16 protein-coding genes and 1 tRNA gene are annotated in these 18,539 nt (G+C 65.2%); 1 reads left to right on the top strand and 16 read right to left on the bottom strand.

All coding sequences use genetic code 11. The annotated features are described in order from the left end of the window. Positions 1–30: 30 nt before the first annotated feature. Complete coding sequence (locus J2X35_RS12320; protein WP_056113278.1) at positions 31–531, top strand: MmcB family DNA repair protein; 501 nt, start codon at positions 31–33, stop codon at positions 529–531. Here J2X35_RS12320 and nhaA read toward each other — a convergent pair whose 3' ends face one another. From nhaA to J2X35_RS12240, 16 genes are all read right to left on the bottom strand, one after another. Then, the gene (gene nhaA, locus J2X35_RS12315) at positions 532–1,722 is read right to left on the bottom strand and encodes a Na+/H+ antiporter NhaA (RefSeq protein WP_310185734.1); all 1,191 of its coding nucleotides are present in this window, start codon (positions 1,720–1,722) and stop codon (positions 532–534) included. It lies immediately after the preceding gene. 112 nt (positions 1,723–1,834) lie between these two features. Beyond that, on the bottom strand, positions 1,835–2,398 hold the full coding sequence (locus J2X35_RS12310) for an ActR/PrrA/RegA family redox response regulator transcription factor (RefSeq protein WP_156459854.1): 564 nt from the start codon (positions 2,396–2,398) through the stop codon (positions 1,835–1,837). A 74-nt stretch (positions 2,399–2,472) separates the two neighbouring features. Beyond that, complete coding sequence (locus tag J2X35_RS12305) at positions 2,473–3,798, bottom strand: ActS/PrrB/RegB family redox-sensitive histidine kinase (RefSeq protein ID WP_056113284.1); 1,326 nt, start codon at positions 3,796–3,798, stop codon at positions 2,473–2,475. A gap of 51 nt (positions 3,799–3,849) precedes the next feature. Next, a complete protein-coding gene (gene hrpB / locus J2X35_RS12300; RefSeq protein ID WP_310185731.1) occupies positions 3,850–6,345 on the bottom strand; it encodes an ATP-dependent helicase HrpB in 2,496 nt (831 codons plus the stop codon). Positions 6,346–6,457: 112 nt separating this feature from the next. Beyond that, on the bottom strand, positions 6,458–7,834 hold the full coding sequence (gene zwf / locus J2X35_RS12295) for a glucose-6-phosphate dehydrogenase (RefSeq protein WP_310185730.1): 1,377 nt from the start codon (positions 7,832–7,834) through the stop codon (positions 6,458–6,460). A 16-nt stretch (positions 7,835–7,850) separates the two neighbouring features. After that, the gene (gene gnd / locus J2X35_RS12290) at positions 7,851–8,906 is read right to left on the bottom strand and encodes a phosphogluconate dehydrogenase (NAD(+)-dependent, decarboxylating) (RefSeq protein ID WP_310185728.1); all 1,056 of its coding nucleotides are present in this window, start codon (positions 8,904–8,906) and stop codon (positions 7,851–7,853) included. 186 nt (positions 8,907–9,092) lie between these two features. Continuing rightward, on the bottom strand, positions 9,093–9,488 hold the full coding sequence (locus J2X35_RS12285; protein WP_056116247.1) for an MAPEG family protein: 396 nt from the start codon (positions 9,486–9,488) through the stop codon (positions 9,093–9,095). 170 nt (positions 9,489–9,658) lie between these two features. Then, a tRNA-Leu gene (locus J2X35_RS12280) sits at positions 9,659–9,743 on the bottom strand. An 85-nt stretch (positions 9,744–9,828) separates the two neighbouring features. Continuing rightward, on the bottom strand, positions 9,829–10,449 hold the full coding sequence (locus J2X35_RS12275) for a 2,3-bisphosphoglycerate-dependent phosphoglycerate mutase (protein WP_310185723.1): 621 nt from the start codon (positions 10,447–10,449) through the stop codon (positions 9,829–9,831). 33 nt (positions 10,450–10,482) lie between these two features. Next, complete coding sequence (gene dapB / locus J2X35_RS12270) at positions 10,483–11,310, bottom strand: 4-hydroxy-tetrahydrodipicolinate reductase (RefSeq protein ID WP_310185721.1); 828 nt, start codon at positions 11,308–11,310, stop codon at positions 10,483–10,485. Continuing rightward, complete coding sequence (locus J2X35_RS12265; protein ID WP_310185719.1) at positions 11,307–13,169, bottom strand: ABC transporter ATP-binding protein; 1,863 nt, start codon at positions 13,167–13,169, stop codon at positions 11,307–11,309. Before J2X35_RS12265 ends, dapB begins: the two co-directional genes overlap by 4 nt. Positions 13,170–13,250: 81 nt before the next feature. Then, positions 13,251–14,273, bottom strand: coding sequence for a glucokinase (locus J2X35_RS12260; RefSeq protein WP_310185717.1), 1,023 nt, complete (start codon positions 14,271–14,273; stop codon positions 13,251–13,253). A 207-nt stretch (positions 14,274–14,480) separates the two neighbouring features. Further along, positions 14,481–15,581, bottom strand: coding sequence for a penicillin-insensitive murein endopeptidase (gene mepA, locus J2X35_RS12255; protein WP_310185715.1), 1,101 nt, complete (start codon positions 15,579–15,581; stop codon positions 14,481–14,483). A gap of 93 nt (positions 15,582–15,674) precedes the next feature. Beyond that, the gene (locus J2X35_RS12250; RefSeq protein WP_310185713.1) at positions 15,675–16,571 is read right to left on the bottom strand and encodes an SDR family oxidoreductase; all 897 of its coding nucleotides are present in this window, start codon (positions 16,569–16,571) and stop codon (positions 15,675–15,677) included. Next, positions 16,568–17,734, bottom strand: coding sequence for a tRNA epoxyqueuosine(34) reductase QueG (gene queG, locus J2X35_RS12245; protein WP_310185710.1), 1,167 nt, complete (start codon positions 17,732–17,734; stop codon positions 16,568–16,570). The genes J2X35_RS12250 and queG overlap by 4 nt, the downstream gene beginning before the upstream one ends. After that, entirely contained in the window at positions 17,715–18,407 is a 693-nt protein-coding gene (locus J2X35_RS12240) for a glutathione S-transferase family protein (RefSeq protein WP_056113310.1), read from the bottom strand. Before J2X35_RS12240 ends, queG begins: the two co-directional genes overlap by 20 nt. Positions 18,408–18,539 lie beyond the last annotated feature (132 nt).

Here is an 18,539-nt window from a genome sequence, read left to right as displayed (position 1 = left end):
AACCGTGAACAGAATCGGCCATACTGGGCCATGCCCATCGTTTCGCCGATTCTCGTGAACCCCCTTGTCGATGGCCGTCAGTCCGAGCGTGCCATGCTGGTCAGGCGCGGCGTGCAGCGCCTGCTCATGCAGATGGGCGCGCATGTCCTGCCCGAACTGTCGCTGGCCACCGGCCGCCGGGCCGATCTGGTGGCGCTGACCCGGCAGGGCGATATCTGGATCATCGAGGTGAAGTCCTCGATCGAGGATTTCAGGGTCGACCGCAAATGGCCGGACTACCGGCTGCATTCCGACCGCTTCTTCTTCGCCACCCATCCCGGCGTGCCGTCGGAGATCTTCCCGGCCGAGTGCGGCTTCATTCTTTCGGACGGCTATGGCGCCGAGATCATGCGTGACGCGCCGGAGCACCGCATGGCGGCGGCCACCCGCAAGGCGCTGATGCTGCGCATTGCGCGGGCAGGCGCGGCACGCCTGCTGGCGGCGGAACTCGCCGGCGTCTCGGTGCCGGCGCTGGAAGGCGAAAGCGAGTAGCTATTCGCCCGTGTCGCCCACGGGTTTCGACGCCAGCAACAACACTGCCGCGCCGAGCGCCGCCGCGATCAGCGAGCCGGCCAGGATGCCGACCTTCACCGCATCCTGCAGCGCCGCATTATCGCCGAAGGCGAGCAGGCCGATGAACAGGCTCATGGTGAAGCCGATGCCGCACAGCAGCGAAATGCCGACCATATGGATCCAGCCGGCATGGGCGGGTAGGTCGGCGAGACCGAGGCGCACCGTCAGGGCCGAGGCGCCGAAGACGCCGACCAGCTTTCCAAGCACCAACCCGGCGGCGACGCCCAGCGTCAGCGGTTCGATCAGATTGGAGACGGAAAGGCCTGCCAGCGAAACGCCGGCATTGGCGAAGCCGAAGATCGGGATGACGAGGAATGGCACGGCTTTGTGCAGCGCATGTTCCAGCCGGTGCAGCGGCGAATGCTCCAGGTCGTGCGCCAGGCCGGGTGAAACGCGCAGCGGCACCGTCAGCGCCAGCGCCACGCCGGCCAGCGTCGCATGCACGCCCGATTTCAGCACCAGCACCCACAGGACCACGCCGAGGACCAGATACGGGATCAGCGAGAGAACGCCCATGCGGTTCATCGCGATCAGAATAGCGATGACGGCGAAGGCGCCGCCAAGATACGCGAGCGACAGACCGCTTGTGTAAAAAATGGCAATGATGATCACTGCGCCGAGATCGTCGATGATCGCCAGCGCCGTGAGGAACACCTTCAGCGAGGCCGGCACGCGACTGCCGAGCAGCGACAGCACGCCGAGCGCGAAGGCAATGTCGGTGGCGGTGGGGATGGCCCAACCCGGAAGTGCCGGCGCATTGTTGCGGTTGACCACGACATAGACGAGCGCCGGAACGATCATGCCGCCGACAGCTGCGATACCCGGAAGCGCCCGGCGCGGCCAGGTTGAAAGCTGCCCGTCCAGCACCTCGCGCTTGATCTCCAGCCCGACCAGCAGGAAGAACACCGCCATCAGCCCGTCATTGATCCAGTGCAGGACGCTGAGCGGGCCGAGATAGGCGTGCAGGGCGGCGAAATAGGGTTCCGCCAGCGGCGAATTGGCGACGATCAGGGCAAGCGCCGCGGCGACGATCAGGATGATGCCGCCAGAGGCTTCGCCGTCGAGGAATTCGCGGAAAACGGAAACCGGACGGCGATTTTCATTCGTCATGTCGGGCTCCCTCACGCCGGTTGCGGATGCAGTGAATCGGCGACGATGATGCGCAGGCCGGCTTTGGGAAGCAAGCCGATGTAACCTACTCTCGGGTCATGCGGTAAAGAACTCAGCGTGGGGCGCGCTTGGCGAGGATCCGCTGCAACGTGCGCCGGTGCATGTTGAGCCGCCGGGCCGTTTCGGAAACGTTGCGCTCGCACATTTCGTAAACGCGCTGGATGTGCTCCCAGCGCACGCGGTCGGCCGACATCGGGTTTTCGGGCGGCGCGGCGCGTTCGCCGGAGGTACGGGTCAGCGCGGCGAAAACATCGTCGGCATCGGCCGGCTTGGACAGATAGTCGACGGCGCCGAGCTTCACTGCCGTGACCGCCGTGGCGATGTTGCCATAACCAGTGAGGATGACCGTCCGGGCATCTTCGCGCTTTTCGCGGATCGCCACCACGACGTCGAGGCCGTTGCCGTCGCCGAGCCGCATGTCCACGACCGCGTAGGCCGGTGGATTGGCGCGCGCCTTGCCGATCGCCTCCTCGACGCTTTCGGCCGTATCGACGATGAAGCCGCGCGTTTCCATCGCCCGCGCCAGCCGTGTCAGGAACGGCTTGTCGTCTTCCACGATCAGCAGCGACGTGTCGTCGCCGGTCACCATGCTGCCGCTGTTTTCTTCACCCGCCATGATCGGTCGTTTCCTGCTGCCTTATTATGACGCAGATATAACTCCGGAGGCCGAATGTCCAATTTCGCCGCATTTCAGGCGGTGTCGAACATCGGGCCTGTGGCCGTTTCGGGATGCAGGAAGACCTCGCGCGGCCAGCTGATGTTGACGATGGCGCCTTCGCCCAATCCGCTCGAATTGCGGAAATCGATCGTCGCGCCGGAGCGCTCCAGCAAAGTCTTGGCGATGAAAAGCCCGAGCCCGAGCCCTCCGCCGCGTTCCGCGCCCTGCCGGGTCGACATGTAAGGCTCGCCGATACGGTCGATGATCTCGGGCGGAAAGCCCGGCCCATCGTCGATGATGGAGAACGTCACCTGCTCCTCGTTCCAGCTCCAGCGCACCGTGACGTTGGAGCGGGCGAAGTCGACGGCGTTTTCCACCAGATTGCCGAGACCGTAGATGACGCCGGCATTGCGCCGCCCGACCGGTTCCGGCCCGATGCGCTCGCCCGGCCGTAGTTTTATGGCGATACCGAAGTCGCGATGCGGCGCGATGACCTCCTCGACCAGCGAGGTCAGCGGCAAGCGGGCGAGATGCTCCTCGCCCTCCGAGGAGAGGCTGGTGAGGCGCTTCAGGATTTCGCGGCAGCGTTCGCTCTGCGAGCGCAGCAGCGTGACGTCTTCCCGGTATTTCGGATCGTCGCCCAGCGCCTTTTCCATTTCCCGCGCCACCAGCGTGATGGTGGCGAGCGGCGTGCCCAATTCATGCGCCGCCGCCGCCGCCAATCCATCCAGCGCCGACAAATGCTGTTCGCGCTGCAGCACCAGTTCGGTGGCGGCGAGAGCGTTGGCAAGCAGCCGCGCCTCCTCGGCGACGCGGAAGGCGTAGATGCCGGTGAAAGCGATGGAAGACAGCACCGCCATCCACATGCCGGCGACATAGATGAACGGCATCGGCAGCGGCGAGCCGTCATACCAGGGCAGCGGCAGGTGGAAGAACACCAGCAGCGAGGCCAGCGCCGTGACGATCGTGCCGAGAACCGCCGTCAGCTTCAGCGGCAGCGATGTCGCCGAAATGACCACCGGCACCGTCATCAGCAGCGAGAACGGATTGGTCAGCCCGCCGGTCATGTAGAGCAGGCCGGCGAGTTGCAGGCTGTCGAACACCAGGATGCCCATCGCCGCCAAGGGCTTCAGCCGATGCGCGGCGGGGAAGCGGAACGCGAGCATCAGGTTCAGCCAGGCCGAGCAGGCGATCAGCCCGAAGCACAGGCCGACCGGCAGCGGGAAGCTCAAGCCGTAGGCGACGACAAGCACGGCCACGCTCTGGCCGACAATGGCCAGCCAGCGCAGGCGGATAAGGGTATTGAGCCGAAGCCGGTTGCTCTGCTGGAAATCCGGCGTGCGTTGGACGTTGATCATCCGCCTGCATTACAGCCTGGCGTGCGGGAACGCCAGAATGTGCGGTCCGGATCAGGTGCCGCGCGGCTTGGCGCGGCTGGTCGCCGCCGCCTCGAGCGGGTTTTCCGGCCAGACATGCTTGGGGTAGCGGCCGCGCATGTCGGCGCGCACGTCCGCCCACGAACCGCGCCAGAAACCGGGCAGGTCGCGTGTCGTCTGGATCGGCCGGTGCGCCGGCGACAGAAGCTCCAGCGTCAGCGGCACCGTGCCGTCGGCGATGGCAGGGTGGCGGTCGAGACCGAACAACTCCTGCACACGGATCGAAAGCACCGGCCATTCGCCTTCATAGTCGATCGGGACGCGGCTGCCCGACGGCGCGTCGTAATGGGTCGGCGCCAGCGCATCGACGCGCCGATGCAGGTCGTAAGGGACGATCGACATCAGCCCCGCCGTCAGGGCTTCGCCCGGAATGGCTGCGAAGGAAGCCTTGCCAGTCAGGAACGGCAGCAACCATCTCTCCAGCGTGTCCAGCAGCGCTTCCTCCGACATGTCTGGCCATGGCGCGCCAATGCCACGCTGCAGCCAGGCAAGCCGGCGGCGCAGCGTCTGCGCTTCCTTGCCCCATGTAAGCAGCGACAGGCCGTGCTGACGCAGGGCGTCGAGGATGGCGCGGTCGGCGGCTTCGCCTTGCGGCGGCGGCAGCATCCGTTCCGAAAGCAGAATGGCGCCGAGCCGCACCGTTTCGCGCACCCGTACGGCCCGCTTTTCCGGGTCGAAGGCGGTTTGCCCGTGCGTCTCGATGCGGCCGGCGAGTGCGGTGCGGATGTCGGCCTCGGCGACCGCCGCCGCCGCCGTGATGCGCGCATTCTGCGCCTTGCCCTGCATGTCTGCGAGGACGAGATAAGGCTCGCCCGCCAGCGGATCGGATGCGTCGAGCGCGGCGCCTGAACCATTCGCCAGCACGAAACGCCCACGTTCCCCGCGTGCTTTCGCCACCCGGTCCGGCCAGGCATGGAGGAGCAGGGAGCCGGCCTCTATACCCTCCTCCTTGTGGGGAGGGTCCGACCGTAGGTCCCGGGCCGGGGCGCGGGGCGGTAAAGCCCGCGCCAGCCTTTCCGCCAGTTGCCGGGCGGCATTGGCGCGAGGCGACCGGTCCGCGCGAAACCGCATCAGCCGCCGTTCCAGATCGGCGCTGTCCCCGCCTAGGCCGCGCTCGGTCAAAAGCACCGCAAGTTGAGCCGCCTCGCCGGCATGACCGGTCTTCGCTGCTTCCGCCACCATGTGCGCCAGCCGTACCGGCAGCGCCAGCCGGCGCATGGCCGCGCCGGCTTCGGTGATCCGGCCTGTGTCATCGATAGCGCCGAGCGTCCCCAGCAGCGCCCGCGCCTCGTTCAACGCCGGTGTAGGTGGGGGGTCCAGAAAGGCGAGGCTTGCCGGGTCGGCGACGCCGAACGCAGCGCAATCGAGCACCAGGCCGGACAGATCCGCTTCGAGGATTTCCGGCGGCGTGAAGGCGGCGAGCGCCGAGGTCTGCTCCGCCCGCCACAGGCGGATGGCGACACCCGGCTGCGTGCGTCCGGCGCGGCCGGCGCGCTGCTCGGCCGAAGCGCGGGAGACGCGGACCGTCTCGAGCCGCGTCAGGCCGCTCGCCGGTTCATATTTCGGCAGCCGCGACAGGCCGGAATCGATCACCACGCGAACGCCTTCTATAGTGATGGAGGTCTCGGCGATCGCCGTCGCCAGCACCACCTTGCGACGTCCCGCCGGCGCCGGCTGAATGGCGGCGTCCTGCGCTTTGCCGTCCAGCATGCCGTAGAGGCGGACGACATCGACGTCACCGCCGACACGTCCTTCCAGCCTCTCCGCTGTCCGCTCTATCTCGCGCTGGCCGGGCAGGAAGGCGAGTACGCTGCCGTTCTCGTCGGCCAGCGCCATGCGCACCGCCTTGGCCATCGCGTCCTCGATGGCTTCACCCGCAGGCCGCTCGCTGTAGCGGACATCGACGGGGAAGCTGCGCCCTTGGCTCTCGATCACCGGCGCGCCCGCCAAAAGCCGCGCCACCCGCGCGCCATCGAGTGTCGCAGACATGACCAGGAGGCGGAGGTCCGGCCGCAACGCGCCTTGCACATCCAGCGCCAGAGCCAGGCCGAAATCGCCATCGAGCGACCGCTCGTGGAACTCATCGAAGATGACTGCCGAAACGCCGGGCAGTTCCGGATCATCAAGGATCATGCGCGCCAGCACGCCTTCGGTGACGACGAGGATTTTCGTGCGGGCCGATGTGCGGTTTTCCATCCGCATCGCATAACCGACTGTGCCGCCAGGCTCTTCACCGAGCAGCATCGCCATGCGCCGCGCGGCGGCGCGGGCCGCCAGGCGGCGCGGTTCGAGAAGCACGATCCGGCCTTCACCAATCCACGGTGCATCGAGCAGCGCGAGCGGCACCAGCGTCGTCTTCCCGGCGCCGGGCGGCGCCACCAGCACGGCACTGTTGCGGCCTTCCAGCGCAGTCCGCAGCGCCGGCACCACCGCGGTGACGGGAAGATCGGGAAGGTCAGGCAAGCTCATCGCTCGATCGTTCGCATGGCGCGCGAGCCCATAGCAGCGCTGGCGCCGTCCGGCAAATGCCCCGCCGACAAGGAGCGCTCAACCGGGATGCGCCGGCTCGCCTCGATGGCGCCTATTTCCCCGGATCGATCCAGCCATTGGGCGGCGCGAAGCCGGCCATCGCGTCCTCAGGCCCCCAGCTTCCCTGCTTGTAGACAGGCGGTGGCGTCTGGTCGTCAAGCACCGGCCCGACGATCCGCCAGGCGATTTCGCTGGCGTCCTGCCGGGTGAACAGCTCGCTATTGCCGTTAATGGCGTCGCCGATCAGCCGCTCATACGGCTCCATGTCGCCCTTGGCATCGTCCACGGCGGTCAATTCGACCTGCTCGCCGACCATCTCGTCGCCGGCCGCCTTGCGCCGCGCGCCGATACCGATCGACATGACCGGGGCGATCCGAAAACGGACGTAGTTGCCCTCGTTGCGCTTGAACTCGTCGAAGACAGGCAATGGCGGACGCTTCAGTTGAACCACCACCTCTGTCGCATGCACCGGCAGGCCCTTTCCGGCGCGGATGAAGAACGGCACATCCTTCCAGCGCCAGGTATCGACGAAGAAGCGCACGGCGGCGAAGGTCTCGACCGGCGAGTTCGGCCGCACGCCGGGCTCCTTCAGGTAGCCTTCGAACTGGCCGCGCACCACGTCGTCCCTGGTCAGCGGCCTTATCGCCTTCAGCACCTGCACCTTTTCGTCGACGAGGTCGTCAACCGTTCTCCCCGGAGGCGGCTCCATCGCCAGTAGCAGCATGACATTGAGCAGATGGTTCTGGATGACGTCGCGGATCGCGCCGACCTCGTCATAGAATTTGCCGCGGCCCTGCACGCCGAAATTCTCGGCCATGGTGATCTGCACGCTCTCTACATAGTTGCGGTTCCAGATCGGCTCGAGGAAGGAATTGGCGAAGCGGAAATAGAGCAGGTTCTGGATCGCTTCCTTGCCGAGGTAGTGGTCGATGCGGAAGATCGCCTTTTCCTCGAAGACGATGTGCAGCACGCGGTTCAGCCAGCGGGCCGATTGCAGGTCGCGGCCGAAGGGCTTCTCCACCATCAGCCGGGCGCCTGTGGCGCCGCCGGATTGTTCGAGGCCCTGCACCACCGGCTCGAACATGGAAGGAGGCACGGCGAGATAGTACAGGGGGTGCCGAAAACCGGACAATGCCTCCTTCAACGCGTCGAACGTCGCCTGATCGCGGTAGTCGCCGCTGACGTAGCGCAGCAGGCCTTTGAGTTTCTTGAATATCTTGTCATCGACCTTGCCGAAGGCGGCCTTGATGCCATCATGGGCGCGCTCGGCAAGCTGCTCCACACTCCACTTGTCGTAGGCGATGCCGACCACCGGCTCCTTTAAAGTCCCGCGGGAGACCATCGCGTAAAGCGCCGGAAAGATTTTCTTGTGCGCCAAATCGCCGGTTGCGCCAAACAACACCAGCACGTCGGATCGTGGTTCGCTCATGTCCTGCCGCCCTGGATTACTTGTCGGATTTCGGCTTTGGGCCTGTCTTCGGCTTTTCGACATGGCCGCCGAAGGCGTAGCGCATGGCCGAAAGCAGCTTGTCGGCGAACATGGATTCGCCCTGTGAGGAGAAGCGGTCGAACAGCGCCGACGACAGGACCGGTGCGGGAACGCCGGTATCGATTGCGGCCTTCAGCGTCCAACGTCCCTCGCCGGAATCGGAAACCCTGCCGCCGAATTGCTCCAGCGCCGGGTCGGCCTTGAGCGCGCCCGCGGTCAGGTCGAGCAGCCAGGAGCCGATGACGCTGCCGTGCCGCCAGACTTCGGTAACCGCCGGGAGATCGATGTCGAACTGATAATATTGCGGCTGCGCCAGCGGGCTGGTCTCGGCGTCGGCCTCGCGCTTCTTCTTGCCGGCATTGGCCGCCTTGAGGATGTTGATACCCTCGGCATAGGCGGCCATGACGCCGTATTCGATGCCGTTATGGACCATCTTGACGAAATGACCGGCGCCGCTCGGGCCGCAATGCAGATAGCCGAGCGGCGCGGTGCCTGTATCCAGGTCCGGACCAACCCCTTTCTCGAGACGGTGGCTGGTATTGTCGTCCGCGCCCGGCGCAAGGGTGGCGAAGATCGGGTCGAGATGCTTCACAGCATCGTCGGGTCCGCCGATCATCAGGCAATAGCCGCGCTCCAAGCCCCAAACGCCGCCGCTGGTGCCGACATCGACATAGCGGATGCCCCTGCCGGCGAAGGCCGCCGCCTGGTCGACCGCGTCGTGATAGTGCGAATTGCCGCCGTCGATGACGATGTCGCCTTCCTCCATCAGCGCCGCCACCTGCCCGGCGATCTTGGCGGTGATGGCGGCGGGCAGCATCAGCCAGGCGCTGCGCGGCTTCGACAGTTTGGAAACGAACTCCTCCATGGAGGAAGCGCCGATCGCGCCGTCCTCGACCAGGGCCGCAACGCTTTCCGGATTGATGTCGTAGACGACGCACTCATGTCCGTCGCGCAGCAGGCGGCGCACCATGTTGGCGCCCATCCTGCCCAATCCCATCATCCCGAGCTGCATTGGGTTCTCCGTGTTTGGTGGGTCCGGTGGCGGACGAATGAGACTTCGAGAATCGGCATCAAGCCACACGAATATGAAGTTTCGATGCCGCCTGCCGGTCTGGCGGACCGGTCAGTCAACACCGATAGGACATAGACCACAGGACGGGATTTTCCAATGGAGTGATGGAGACGAGCCGGAACCCGCCTACATCAGCCAAAGATAGAGAATTCTTCCTAGTGCGCCCAGGAGCAGCACGAAGGCGGCGATCGACTGAATGAAAAATCCCGGATAGCGCTTCAGGGGCGCCGACAGGTAGCCGGTGAAATACAAGATCCGGCCGATCAGCCATAAGAATCCCAGCCCGGCCGCCCAGGTCGGACTGCAGTAGATGGCGAACAGCCACAGCGAGGGAAGGAAAACGGGGAGCCATTCGATCGTATTCGAATGGGCCCGGATCGCCCGTTCAAGCAAAGGGTCGCCGGTCATGGCCGGTGCCAGTATGCCGGTCTTGGAATGCATTCTCGCCACGGTGAGCGCCATGCCGAATATGAGCAGGCTGCAAAGCAGGGTGACGACGGCCACAGGATAATATTGTTCCATCATGGCTCTCCTCCATGCCATGCCGGAAGACAATCAGAGGTGAAGTCCATCCGCAAGCGTCTGCGCCACCGCTCCTGACGGAAGATGTCACCACCCATGCCGCCGCGGGGCCAATCAGGTGGGCGCCAAAGAAAAAGCCCCGCACGATGTACGGGGCTTTTTGCTGAAACTGGTGCCCAGAAGAGGACTCGAACCTCCACGCCTTGCGGCACACGGACCTGAACCGTGCGCGTCTACCAATTCCGCCATCTGGGCTGGTGCGCGCTGATGTAAGCGGGCCGGACTGGCCTGTCAACGCGCTTTTTTGCCGGCGCTTGCCGCTCCGCAGGTGCCCCGGCGCTCAGCCTTCCAGCACTTCCTTGGAGGCGACGGTGGAATCGGCGTTGAGCTTGTAGACGATCGGCACGCCGGTGCCGAGTTCCAGCTTGACGATCTCCTCGCCCGAAATCCCCTCCAGCGCCATGATGAGCGCGCGCAGGGAATTGCCATGCGCCGCCACCAGCACCGTGCCGCCGCAGAGCACATGCGGCTGCATGACATGCATGTAGTAGGGCCACACGCGCGCCCCCGTGTCCTTCAGGCTCTCGCCGCCGGGCGGCGGCACGTCATAGGAGCGGCGCCAGACCTGCACCTGCTCCTCACCCCATTTCTGGCGAGCGTCGTCCTTGTTCAGGCCGGAGAGGTCGCCATAGTCGCGCTCGTTCAGCGCTTGGTCGCGAATGGTCTTGAGATTGCTCTGGCCGACCGCGTCGAGAATGTGCTGCGAGGTCTTCTGCGCCCTTATCAGGGCCGAGGTGAAGGCGATGTCGAATTTCATCCCGCGCGCCTTCAGCTTCTGGCCGGCCGACTTCGCCTCCTCATGCCCCCGCTCGGTCAGATCGACGTCGCGCCAGCCGGTGAACAGGTTCTTCAAATTCCATTCGCTCTGGCCGTGGCGGACGAGCACGAGGGTTCCCGACATGTTTTGCTCCCTTGACGAGTTAAGGCGGGCTGCTCAGCCGAGGCCGAGCACGTCCCGCATGGAATAGAGCCCCGGCTTGCGGCCCTGCGCCCAGAGCGCCGCCTTAACCGCTCCGCGGGCAAAGATAGCCCGGTCTTCGGCATGATGCGAAAGCGTCACCCGCTCGCCGAGCCCGGCCAGCAGCACTGAATGCTCGCCGATCACCGAACCGCCGCGCAGCGTCGCGAAACCGATGGTTCCGGCCTCACGCGCGCCGGTATGGCCGTCGCGCACGCGCACCGATTTCTCCGCGAGCTGGATTTCGCGACCCGCCGCCGCCGCCTCGCCGAGCAGCAGCGCCGTGCCGGACGGTGCATCGACCTTGTGCTTGTGGTGCATTTCGAGGATTTCGATGTCGAAATCCGCCGCATCCAGCGCCCGTGCCGCCTGCTCGACCAGCACCGAGAGCAGGTTGACGCCAAGGCTCATATTGCCCGATTTGACGATGGTGGCATGGCGCCCAGCCGCCGCGATCCTTGCATTGTCATCGTCGGAGCATCCCGTCGTGCCGATGACATGGACGATGCGCGCCTGCGCGGCGTAGCCCGCGAATTCGACCGAAGCCGCCGGGGTGCTGAAGTCGAGCACGCCGTCGGCCTTGGCGAAGGCCGGCAGCGGATCGTCGCTGATGACGACGCCGAGCGGGCCGACGCCGGCCAGTTCCCCGGCATCCTTGCCGACATGCGGCGAACCGGCGTGCTCGATGGCGCCGACCAGGGTGGCGCCCGGCGTGGCTTGGATGATCTGGATCAGCGTCCGGCCCATCCGGCCCGCCGCGCCGACAACCACGAGACCCATATCCTTTGTGCGCTGGTCGCTCATGTGCTTCCCCCTGCGGTCTTCTTCACCCCAACGCGCTTTGCCTTCGGCTTCGCGGCCACGGCTGGAAGGCTGTCATCGACGAGGCCCAGGCCTTTGCTGCCCTGCAGGCGATGGAACCGGGCATACACGCTGTGCGGGTCGGCGAGCAAGGAGGCGTGCGTGCCTTCCTCGACCAGCCGGCCCTGTTCCATCACGATGATCTTGTCGGCGTTCACGACAGTGGAAAGCCGGTGCGCGATGACGATCGTCGTGCGGTCATGCATCACCTCGGACAGCGCTTGCTGCACTTTTGCTTCCGACTCATTGTCGAGCGCCGAGGTCGCCTCATCGAGCAGCAGGACCGGAGCCTGCCGCACGATCGCCCGCGCGATCGACAGACGTTGCCGCTGGCCGCCGGACAGCGTCACGCCGTTTTCGCCAACGGGGGTGTCGTATCCCATCGGCTGCTGCAGGATGAAATCGTCGGCGGCGGCGAGGCCGGCGGCGGTTTCGATCTCGCTGTCGGTGGCATCCGGACGGCCGTAGCGGATGTTGTCGCGGATCGATCCCTCGAACAGAGAGGGCTGCTGCGAGACATAGGCGATGGATTGCCGCAGCGAACGCTTCGTCACCTTCGAAATGTCCTGGCTGTCGATTTCGATCACACCGCTGTCGACGTCGTAGAAGCGCTGCAGCAGCGACACCAGCGTGGTCTTGCCGGCGCCTGACGTACCCACGATGGCCGTGGTCTTGCCGGCCGCCGCGACGAAGCTCAGATCCTCGATGACAGGATTGTCGCCATAGGCGAACGACACATTGCGAAAACGGATTTCGCCGCGATCGACATGGATTTCCTTTGCATCTGGCGCATCGAGCTGGTGCGGTTCGATGTCGAGCAATTCATAGATCATGCGGGCGTTGACCAGCGCCCTTTCGAGGCTGACCTGCGTGCGCGCCAGACGCCGCGCCGGGTCGTAGGCCAGGAGCAGGGCAGAAATGAACGAGAACACCGCGCCTGGCGGCTCGCCATTGACGGTGGCGCGATAGCCGGCATAGCCGACCACGCCGGCCACGGCGATGCCGGCGAGGATTTCGGAGATCGGCGTCAGCCGCTCGGAGACGCGAGCGATCCGGTTGGCGCGCTGCTCCGAACTGTCGATCAGCTTTTCGATACGCTCGGAAAGCTGGTCCTCCATGGTGAAGGCCTTGACGATGCCGATGCCCTGCGTCGCTTCCTGCATGGCGCCGATCAGGCGCGAATTGATTTCCACCGCCTCGCGGGTGACGCGCCGCAGCCGCCGCATCAGATAGACGACTGAATAGATCAGCGGCGGCCCGATCAAAAGCGACAGTACCGACAGGAACGGGTCCTGCACGATCATCACCCCGATCAGGCCGATGAGCGAGACGAAATCGCGCGCCACCGAGGTCAGCGTTATGCCGAGCAGGTCGCGGATGCCGTTGACGTTGACGTTGATCTGCGCGGCCAGCCGCCCGGAGCGGGTGTCGGTGAAGAAGCCCATGTCGAGCTTCATCAGGTGCTCGAAGATGCGGCTCTGGTAGCGGGCGACGAGATTGTTGCCGATCTTGGCCAGCGTCACCGCCTGTCCGTAGCTCGCCAGGCCGCGGATCAGGAAGGCAGCGAAAATCGAGGCGCAAATCAACAGGATCAGGTCCCCGCGCCGGCGGTAGAAGATCTCGTTGATGACGTCGCGCATGATCCACGCGGTGAAAGCGGTGGTCGCCGCCACGGCCAGGAGGCACAGCACCGCGAACACGTAGTACCCGATATAGTCTCGGCTGTTTTCGGCGAAGACGCGACGGACTACGGCCACAATCTCGCGCGGTTCGGCCCGCTGCGTTTTTTGGGCTGATTTCAAATCGGACGTCCCATGTTGCGGCGCTTCTCTTAGCGCCCCACGGTGTCGTTGCCTATTCCCCGCACGCGAATAATTGGCTGACTATGACCGCCAGCGTCGTCCGTTCGTCTGCACGCCGAAAAGCGACGGCATGCGCGCATAGGCGGCAAGCCCGGCCAATGCGGCCAGCGGATGGGTGATGACGTAGACAGGCATGGACCGCAGCAATTCGCTGTGCGGGGCCTTGTCCTCGAAGGCGGCGCGGAAAGCGCCGTCCTTCAGCGCCGGAACGATCTTCTGTGCGATGCCGCCGGTGAGAAAGACGCCGCCGCGGCTCATGAACACCAGCGCCAAGTCGCCGGCGGTGCGCCCTAGGCACGTCACGAAAAGCGACAGTGCTTCCTCGGCCACCGGGTCGGATTTCGCCAGCGCCGCCGCGGTGATCTCCGCCGGCAGGGTGAACGGCGCCGGCTTGCCGTCGGCCTTGGCGACGGCGCGATAGACGTTGACGAGGCCACGGCCGCACAGGATCTGCTCGCCGGAGATACGGCCGTCGATCTTCTCGATGTGCGGGAAAACCTCGAAATCACGCGGCGTGCGCGGGCCGATATCCATGTGCCCGCCCTCGCCTGGGACAGGAATCCAGTGACGCAGCGCATAGACGAGCCCGGCGACGCCAAGGCCGGTGCCGGGTCCCAGCACCACGCGTCCGGCATCGGGCTCCGGCGCCCCGCCGCCGATCTTCTCCATATGCTCTTCGCCCAGCGCCACCACGGCCAGCGCCTGCGCCTCGAAATCATTGAGCACCACGATGTCGGCGAGTCTCAGATTGGTCAGCATCTGCCGTGGCTTGACGATCCACGGGCAGTTAGTGAGCTGGATTTCGTCGCTCTCGACCGGCCCGGCGACGGCGAGCACCGCAGATTTCGGCTGAACGGAAACACTGTCCAGAACGGTCTGGATCGCTTCGTCAATGGTCGCGAAATTGGCGGTCTGCACGATTTGCGGCTCACCGACGCCGGAATTCGCGTCGAGCACCACCGAAAAGCGTGCATTCGTACCGCCGATGTCCCCGATCAGGATCGGGAACTCGAGCACGGTCTCGTCTTCCGCTACGCTTGCCATTTTCATGTCGTCCCCAGTCCAGACGGCTTTAGCCGTTCTTTCGTTGCTTCGGCAAGATGGTGGCCACGGTAGACGGCGGTTCCGTTCGGTAATTGTATGAAAGAAGCAACGTCACTCGACCCCGGCTCCTCCTGGCCAAGGTTGGCAGAGCCATTTTCAACAATTCCAGCGCGGACAGGGATCGCGCCACATCGCAGCCCGATGCCACTAGTTTGTCGGGCGTGGACGTGGCAGCGGAACGCCCATATCGGGCGTTTCGGCAAAGGCGTTGACGCCAAGGGGAAGAGCCGCCTTGGGACGAAGCACGTTGGGCGCCATCGCTCCTTGAACCGTTGCTGGCCCCGGCGACGCGGCGACGGAGACCGCGGCGCTGCCGCCCGGGTACGTCACAGCTTCTGCGGAAACGGGTCCTGGCGCGTCGAGCACCGCCTGGCAGGCTTTCGGCAGGCTGGCCATCGTCATCAGGTCGCGGGCCTTCGGCGCGTCGGGATTCTTGTTTGGCCGCCACGGCTCCTCGGTGAACCACCAAGCCAGGCTCTTGTCGCAGCCGTCGCTGGTGCCGGTGCCCTGCTGCGGCTTGCAGCCCGGCGAACCGGGCTGGCAGCCGATGCGGACATGGAAATGGTAGTCATGACCCCAGAACGGCCGCACCTTGTTCAGCCATGACCGGTCGCCTGTGACGGTATCGCACAATTTCTTCTTGATGCCCGGATTGACCAGGATGCGCTCGACTTCCGGATAGCTTGCCGCCCGCCGCAACAGCCGTGTATGCGCCGACGTCCACAGTTTGTCTTTAACCAGATGCGTGCGCTCGTTGACCATGGATACGGCGCTCATGTTCTCGCGTTCGCGGGCCGAAAGCCGGTGATCCGGCATTGGCGTGAACCAGATGTCGGCATCGAGGCCGATCTGGTGCGATGCGTGCCCGGTCAGCATCGGGCCGCCGCGCGGCTGCGATATGTCGCCCAGAAGCAGCCCCGGCCAGCCGTCGGCGACGGCGTCGCGCGAGAATTTCTCGATCAGCGCGATCATCGCCGGATGACCCCAGCGGCGGTTGCGCGACAGCCGCATCGCCTGCCATGTCGGCCCGTCGGTGGCGATCGCCACGCCGCCGGAAAAGCACCCCTTGGAATAGAAGCCGTAGGATTGCGGATTGCCGAGGGAAGGCAATTCCTCAGAGCCGAACAGGGTCTTGGCCAAATCGGAGGCCGCCGCCGGCCGCGTATCCTGCGTGGTGAAGGACAGAAGCGTCGTCAGCCCCAGGGCGGCGAAACTTGTCCTGCGCAGGAAACCCATCATGGCCTTCATCCGGAAATCCTCTCCCTGACGCCCATGGCCTCTCGTTTCCAAAACCGCCCTCCGGCAAGACGAATCACACCATAGCCGGTCCGCGCGCGGCGATCACGGCTTCTTCATCGGGCTGCGCGGCTCTCCTTGCTCCCAGTTGCCGCTCGGCCACATATGGTCGAGAGCACAGCGATAGTCCGGGAAGCGAAAGCGATACCCGCCGGCCTTCATGGCCGCGTTGGAAACGCGTTTGTTCTCGCCATAGAAAGACCGCGCCATGGGCGAAAGTTGGGCGGTCTCGAAGGAAATTGCCGGCGGCGGCGGCACATTCATGACTGACGAGGCGTATTCCACGACGTCCTGCGGCGGCGCCGGCAGATCGTCGGTGACGTTGAAGATGCCACCCTGATTGCGGCCTGCCAGATGCCACAACGCGCCGGCGATGTCCTCGACATGGATGCGGTTGAACACTTGGCCGGGCTTTATCAACCGCTTCGCCGTGCCGTTGGCGAGATTGACGAAGGCGTTGCGGCCAGGGCCGTAAATGCCTGAAAGCCGCAGGATGGCGACCGGAATGCCGGTCTTCTCGCCGAGTTCCCGCCATTGCTGCTCGGCGGCGACCCGCAAGCGCGACCGTTTCGAGACCGGGCGGCATTCGGCTGTCTCATCCACCCACGCGCCGCCATGGTCGCCATACACGCCGACGGTGGAAAGATAGCCGATCCATTGCAAGGCGGGCATTGCGGCAATCGCGTCGTGTGCGGCAGCCAGCACCGGGTCGCCGCCTTCGTCAGGCGCGATGGAGATGATCAGGTGCGTCGTTTGCGGCAGGGCCGCGTCGATCTCCGGCGTCAGCATGCCATCGAACGTCAAAGGTGTCATGCCTGCCTCGCGCAGAGCGTCGAAATTGTCTGCCGAGCGGGTGGTCCCGGTAACGGGGAGCCTGTTGCGATTGTCCCGCGCGAACGCCTTGCCCGAATAACCAGCGCCGAAGATGAAAAACTTGCTCAAGCAACGATCTCCAGTGCGGCCTTTTCAGCCAATACCGTCCGCCATTCGTTGCGAACACTTTCATCTGGCTCGAACCGTAATGCCTCCGCTGCGCGGCCTGCGAAACCGCCGTCCTCGTCCAGTCGCGCCAGCGCCCACACCGCGGCCCCGCGCACCAGCGGCGATGGATCGGCCAGCAGCGTCGACACCTGCCCAAGCAGCGTGCCGTCGCCGGAATTGCCGGCGGCGATCAGCACATTGCGGATGAACCGGTCGCGGCCGATCCGCTTGATCGGCGAACCGGAAAAGAAGCTCCTGAATGCCGCGTCGTCGAGGGTAAGCAGCGCCGTCAGCGGCGGTTCGCGCAGATCGTCGCGGGCGACGAGTTTTGCCTCCGACGCCGCATGAGCGAATTTGTTCCAGGGACAGGCGGCCAGGCAGTCGTCGCAGCCATAGATGCGGTTGCCGATCGCGGCGCGGAATTCGTGCGGGATCGGCCCTTTGTTCTCGATGGTGAGATAGGAGATGCAGCGCCGCGCATCCAGTCGGTACGGCGCCGGGAAAGCATCGGTCGGGCAGGCGTCGAGGCAGGCGCGGCAGGAGCCGCAATGGTCCTCTTCCGGGACATCAGGCGCTATATCGGCGGTGGTGAAGATCGAACCGAGAAAGAGCCATGAACCATGCTCGCGGCTGATCAGATTGGTGTGCTTGCCCTGCCAGCCAAGCCCTGCGGCTTCCGCCAGCGGTTTTTCCATCACCGGCGCGGTGTCGACGAACACCTTCACGTCCCCGCCGGCGCGCGCGACGATCTTGCCGGCGATCTCCTTCAGCCGGCCCTTCATCAAATCGTGGTAGTCACGATTGCGGGCATAGACGGAAATAGCGCCGCGTCTTGGTTTTGATTGCAACGCCCGAGGGTCCTCATCCGGTCCGTAATTCATGGCGACGATGACGATCGAGCGCGCGTCGGGCCACAGGATGGAGGGGCTGCCGCGGCGGTCGAGCGTCTCGACGATCCAGTCCATAGAGCCGTGGAAGCCGTCGGCGACGAACTGCGCCAGCCGTTGCGGCGCCAGCGGCGCGGCATCGGGCGAAGTGAAGGCGACCGCGTCGAAGCCGGCGCGATGAACCTCGCGCTCGATCAGATCACGCAGTTTCTGGGCGTCAGAAGTCGAGGTCCGCATAATGCGATACCGGGGACAGGCCGCGCACGCGATCGGTAAGCAGCGGCCGGAAGGAAGGCCGCGATTTCACCCGCGTGTACCATTCGCGCGCCGCGCCATGCTCGCGCCAGTCAATCTCGCCAAGATAGTCGAGGACCGAAAGGGCCGCCGCCGCCGCAAGATCGGCATAGGTGATGCGGCTGCCGGCCAGCCAATGACGGGTGCCGGCGAGCCAGTTGGTGTACTTCATGTGCTGGCGGATATTGGCGCGCGCCGCCCTGATCGCGGTGGAGTCGGGCGAGCCGCCGCCGGCCTCGGCCGGCATATGCGGTTTCAGCACGCGCTCGCGCACCAGATGGCGGGTGACCTCGCTCTCGGTCTTGGTCAGGTACCAGTCGGTGACGCGACGGATCTCGGCGCGTTCCATCGGCCCTTCCACGAAAAGGCGCTTGTCGCGCTTCAGCACGCCGCGCGTCTCGTCGAGATATTCGGCGATGACAGACGCACCCACCACCGGCACGTCTCCTTCCGCCAGAAGGATGGGCAAAGTGCCCGCCGGGTTCAGCGCCAGGAACTCCTTGCGCCGCGTCCACGGCTTTTCTTCGATCAGCGCCAGCTCCTCTCCGTACTCGCCGAAAGCGAGACGTACGAACCGGCAGGAAGTGAACATGGGGTGATGGAAAAGGGTCAGCATGGTCCGTGCTATCAAAAGCGCTCTGGCGAATCGCCGCCCGCGCCGATAAGTCTTGGTCGCCCGATTCTATGGGCGATAAGGGTGCTGGGACCTATAGGGGGAGTCCCGCGCCGTGACAAGTAAAGCCACAAC

This window comes from Mesorhizobium sp. BE184 (assembly GCF_031457045.1).
Classification (GTDB): Bacteria; Pseudomonadota; Alphaproteobacteria; order Rhizobiales; family Rhizobiaceae; genus Mesorhizobium.
Note: the sequence above shows the minus strand (reverse complement) of the source record. Positions and strands in the feature narration are given on the sequence as shown.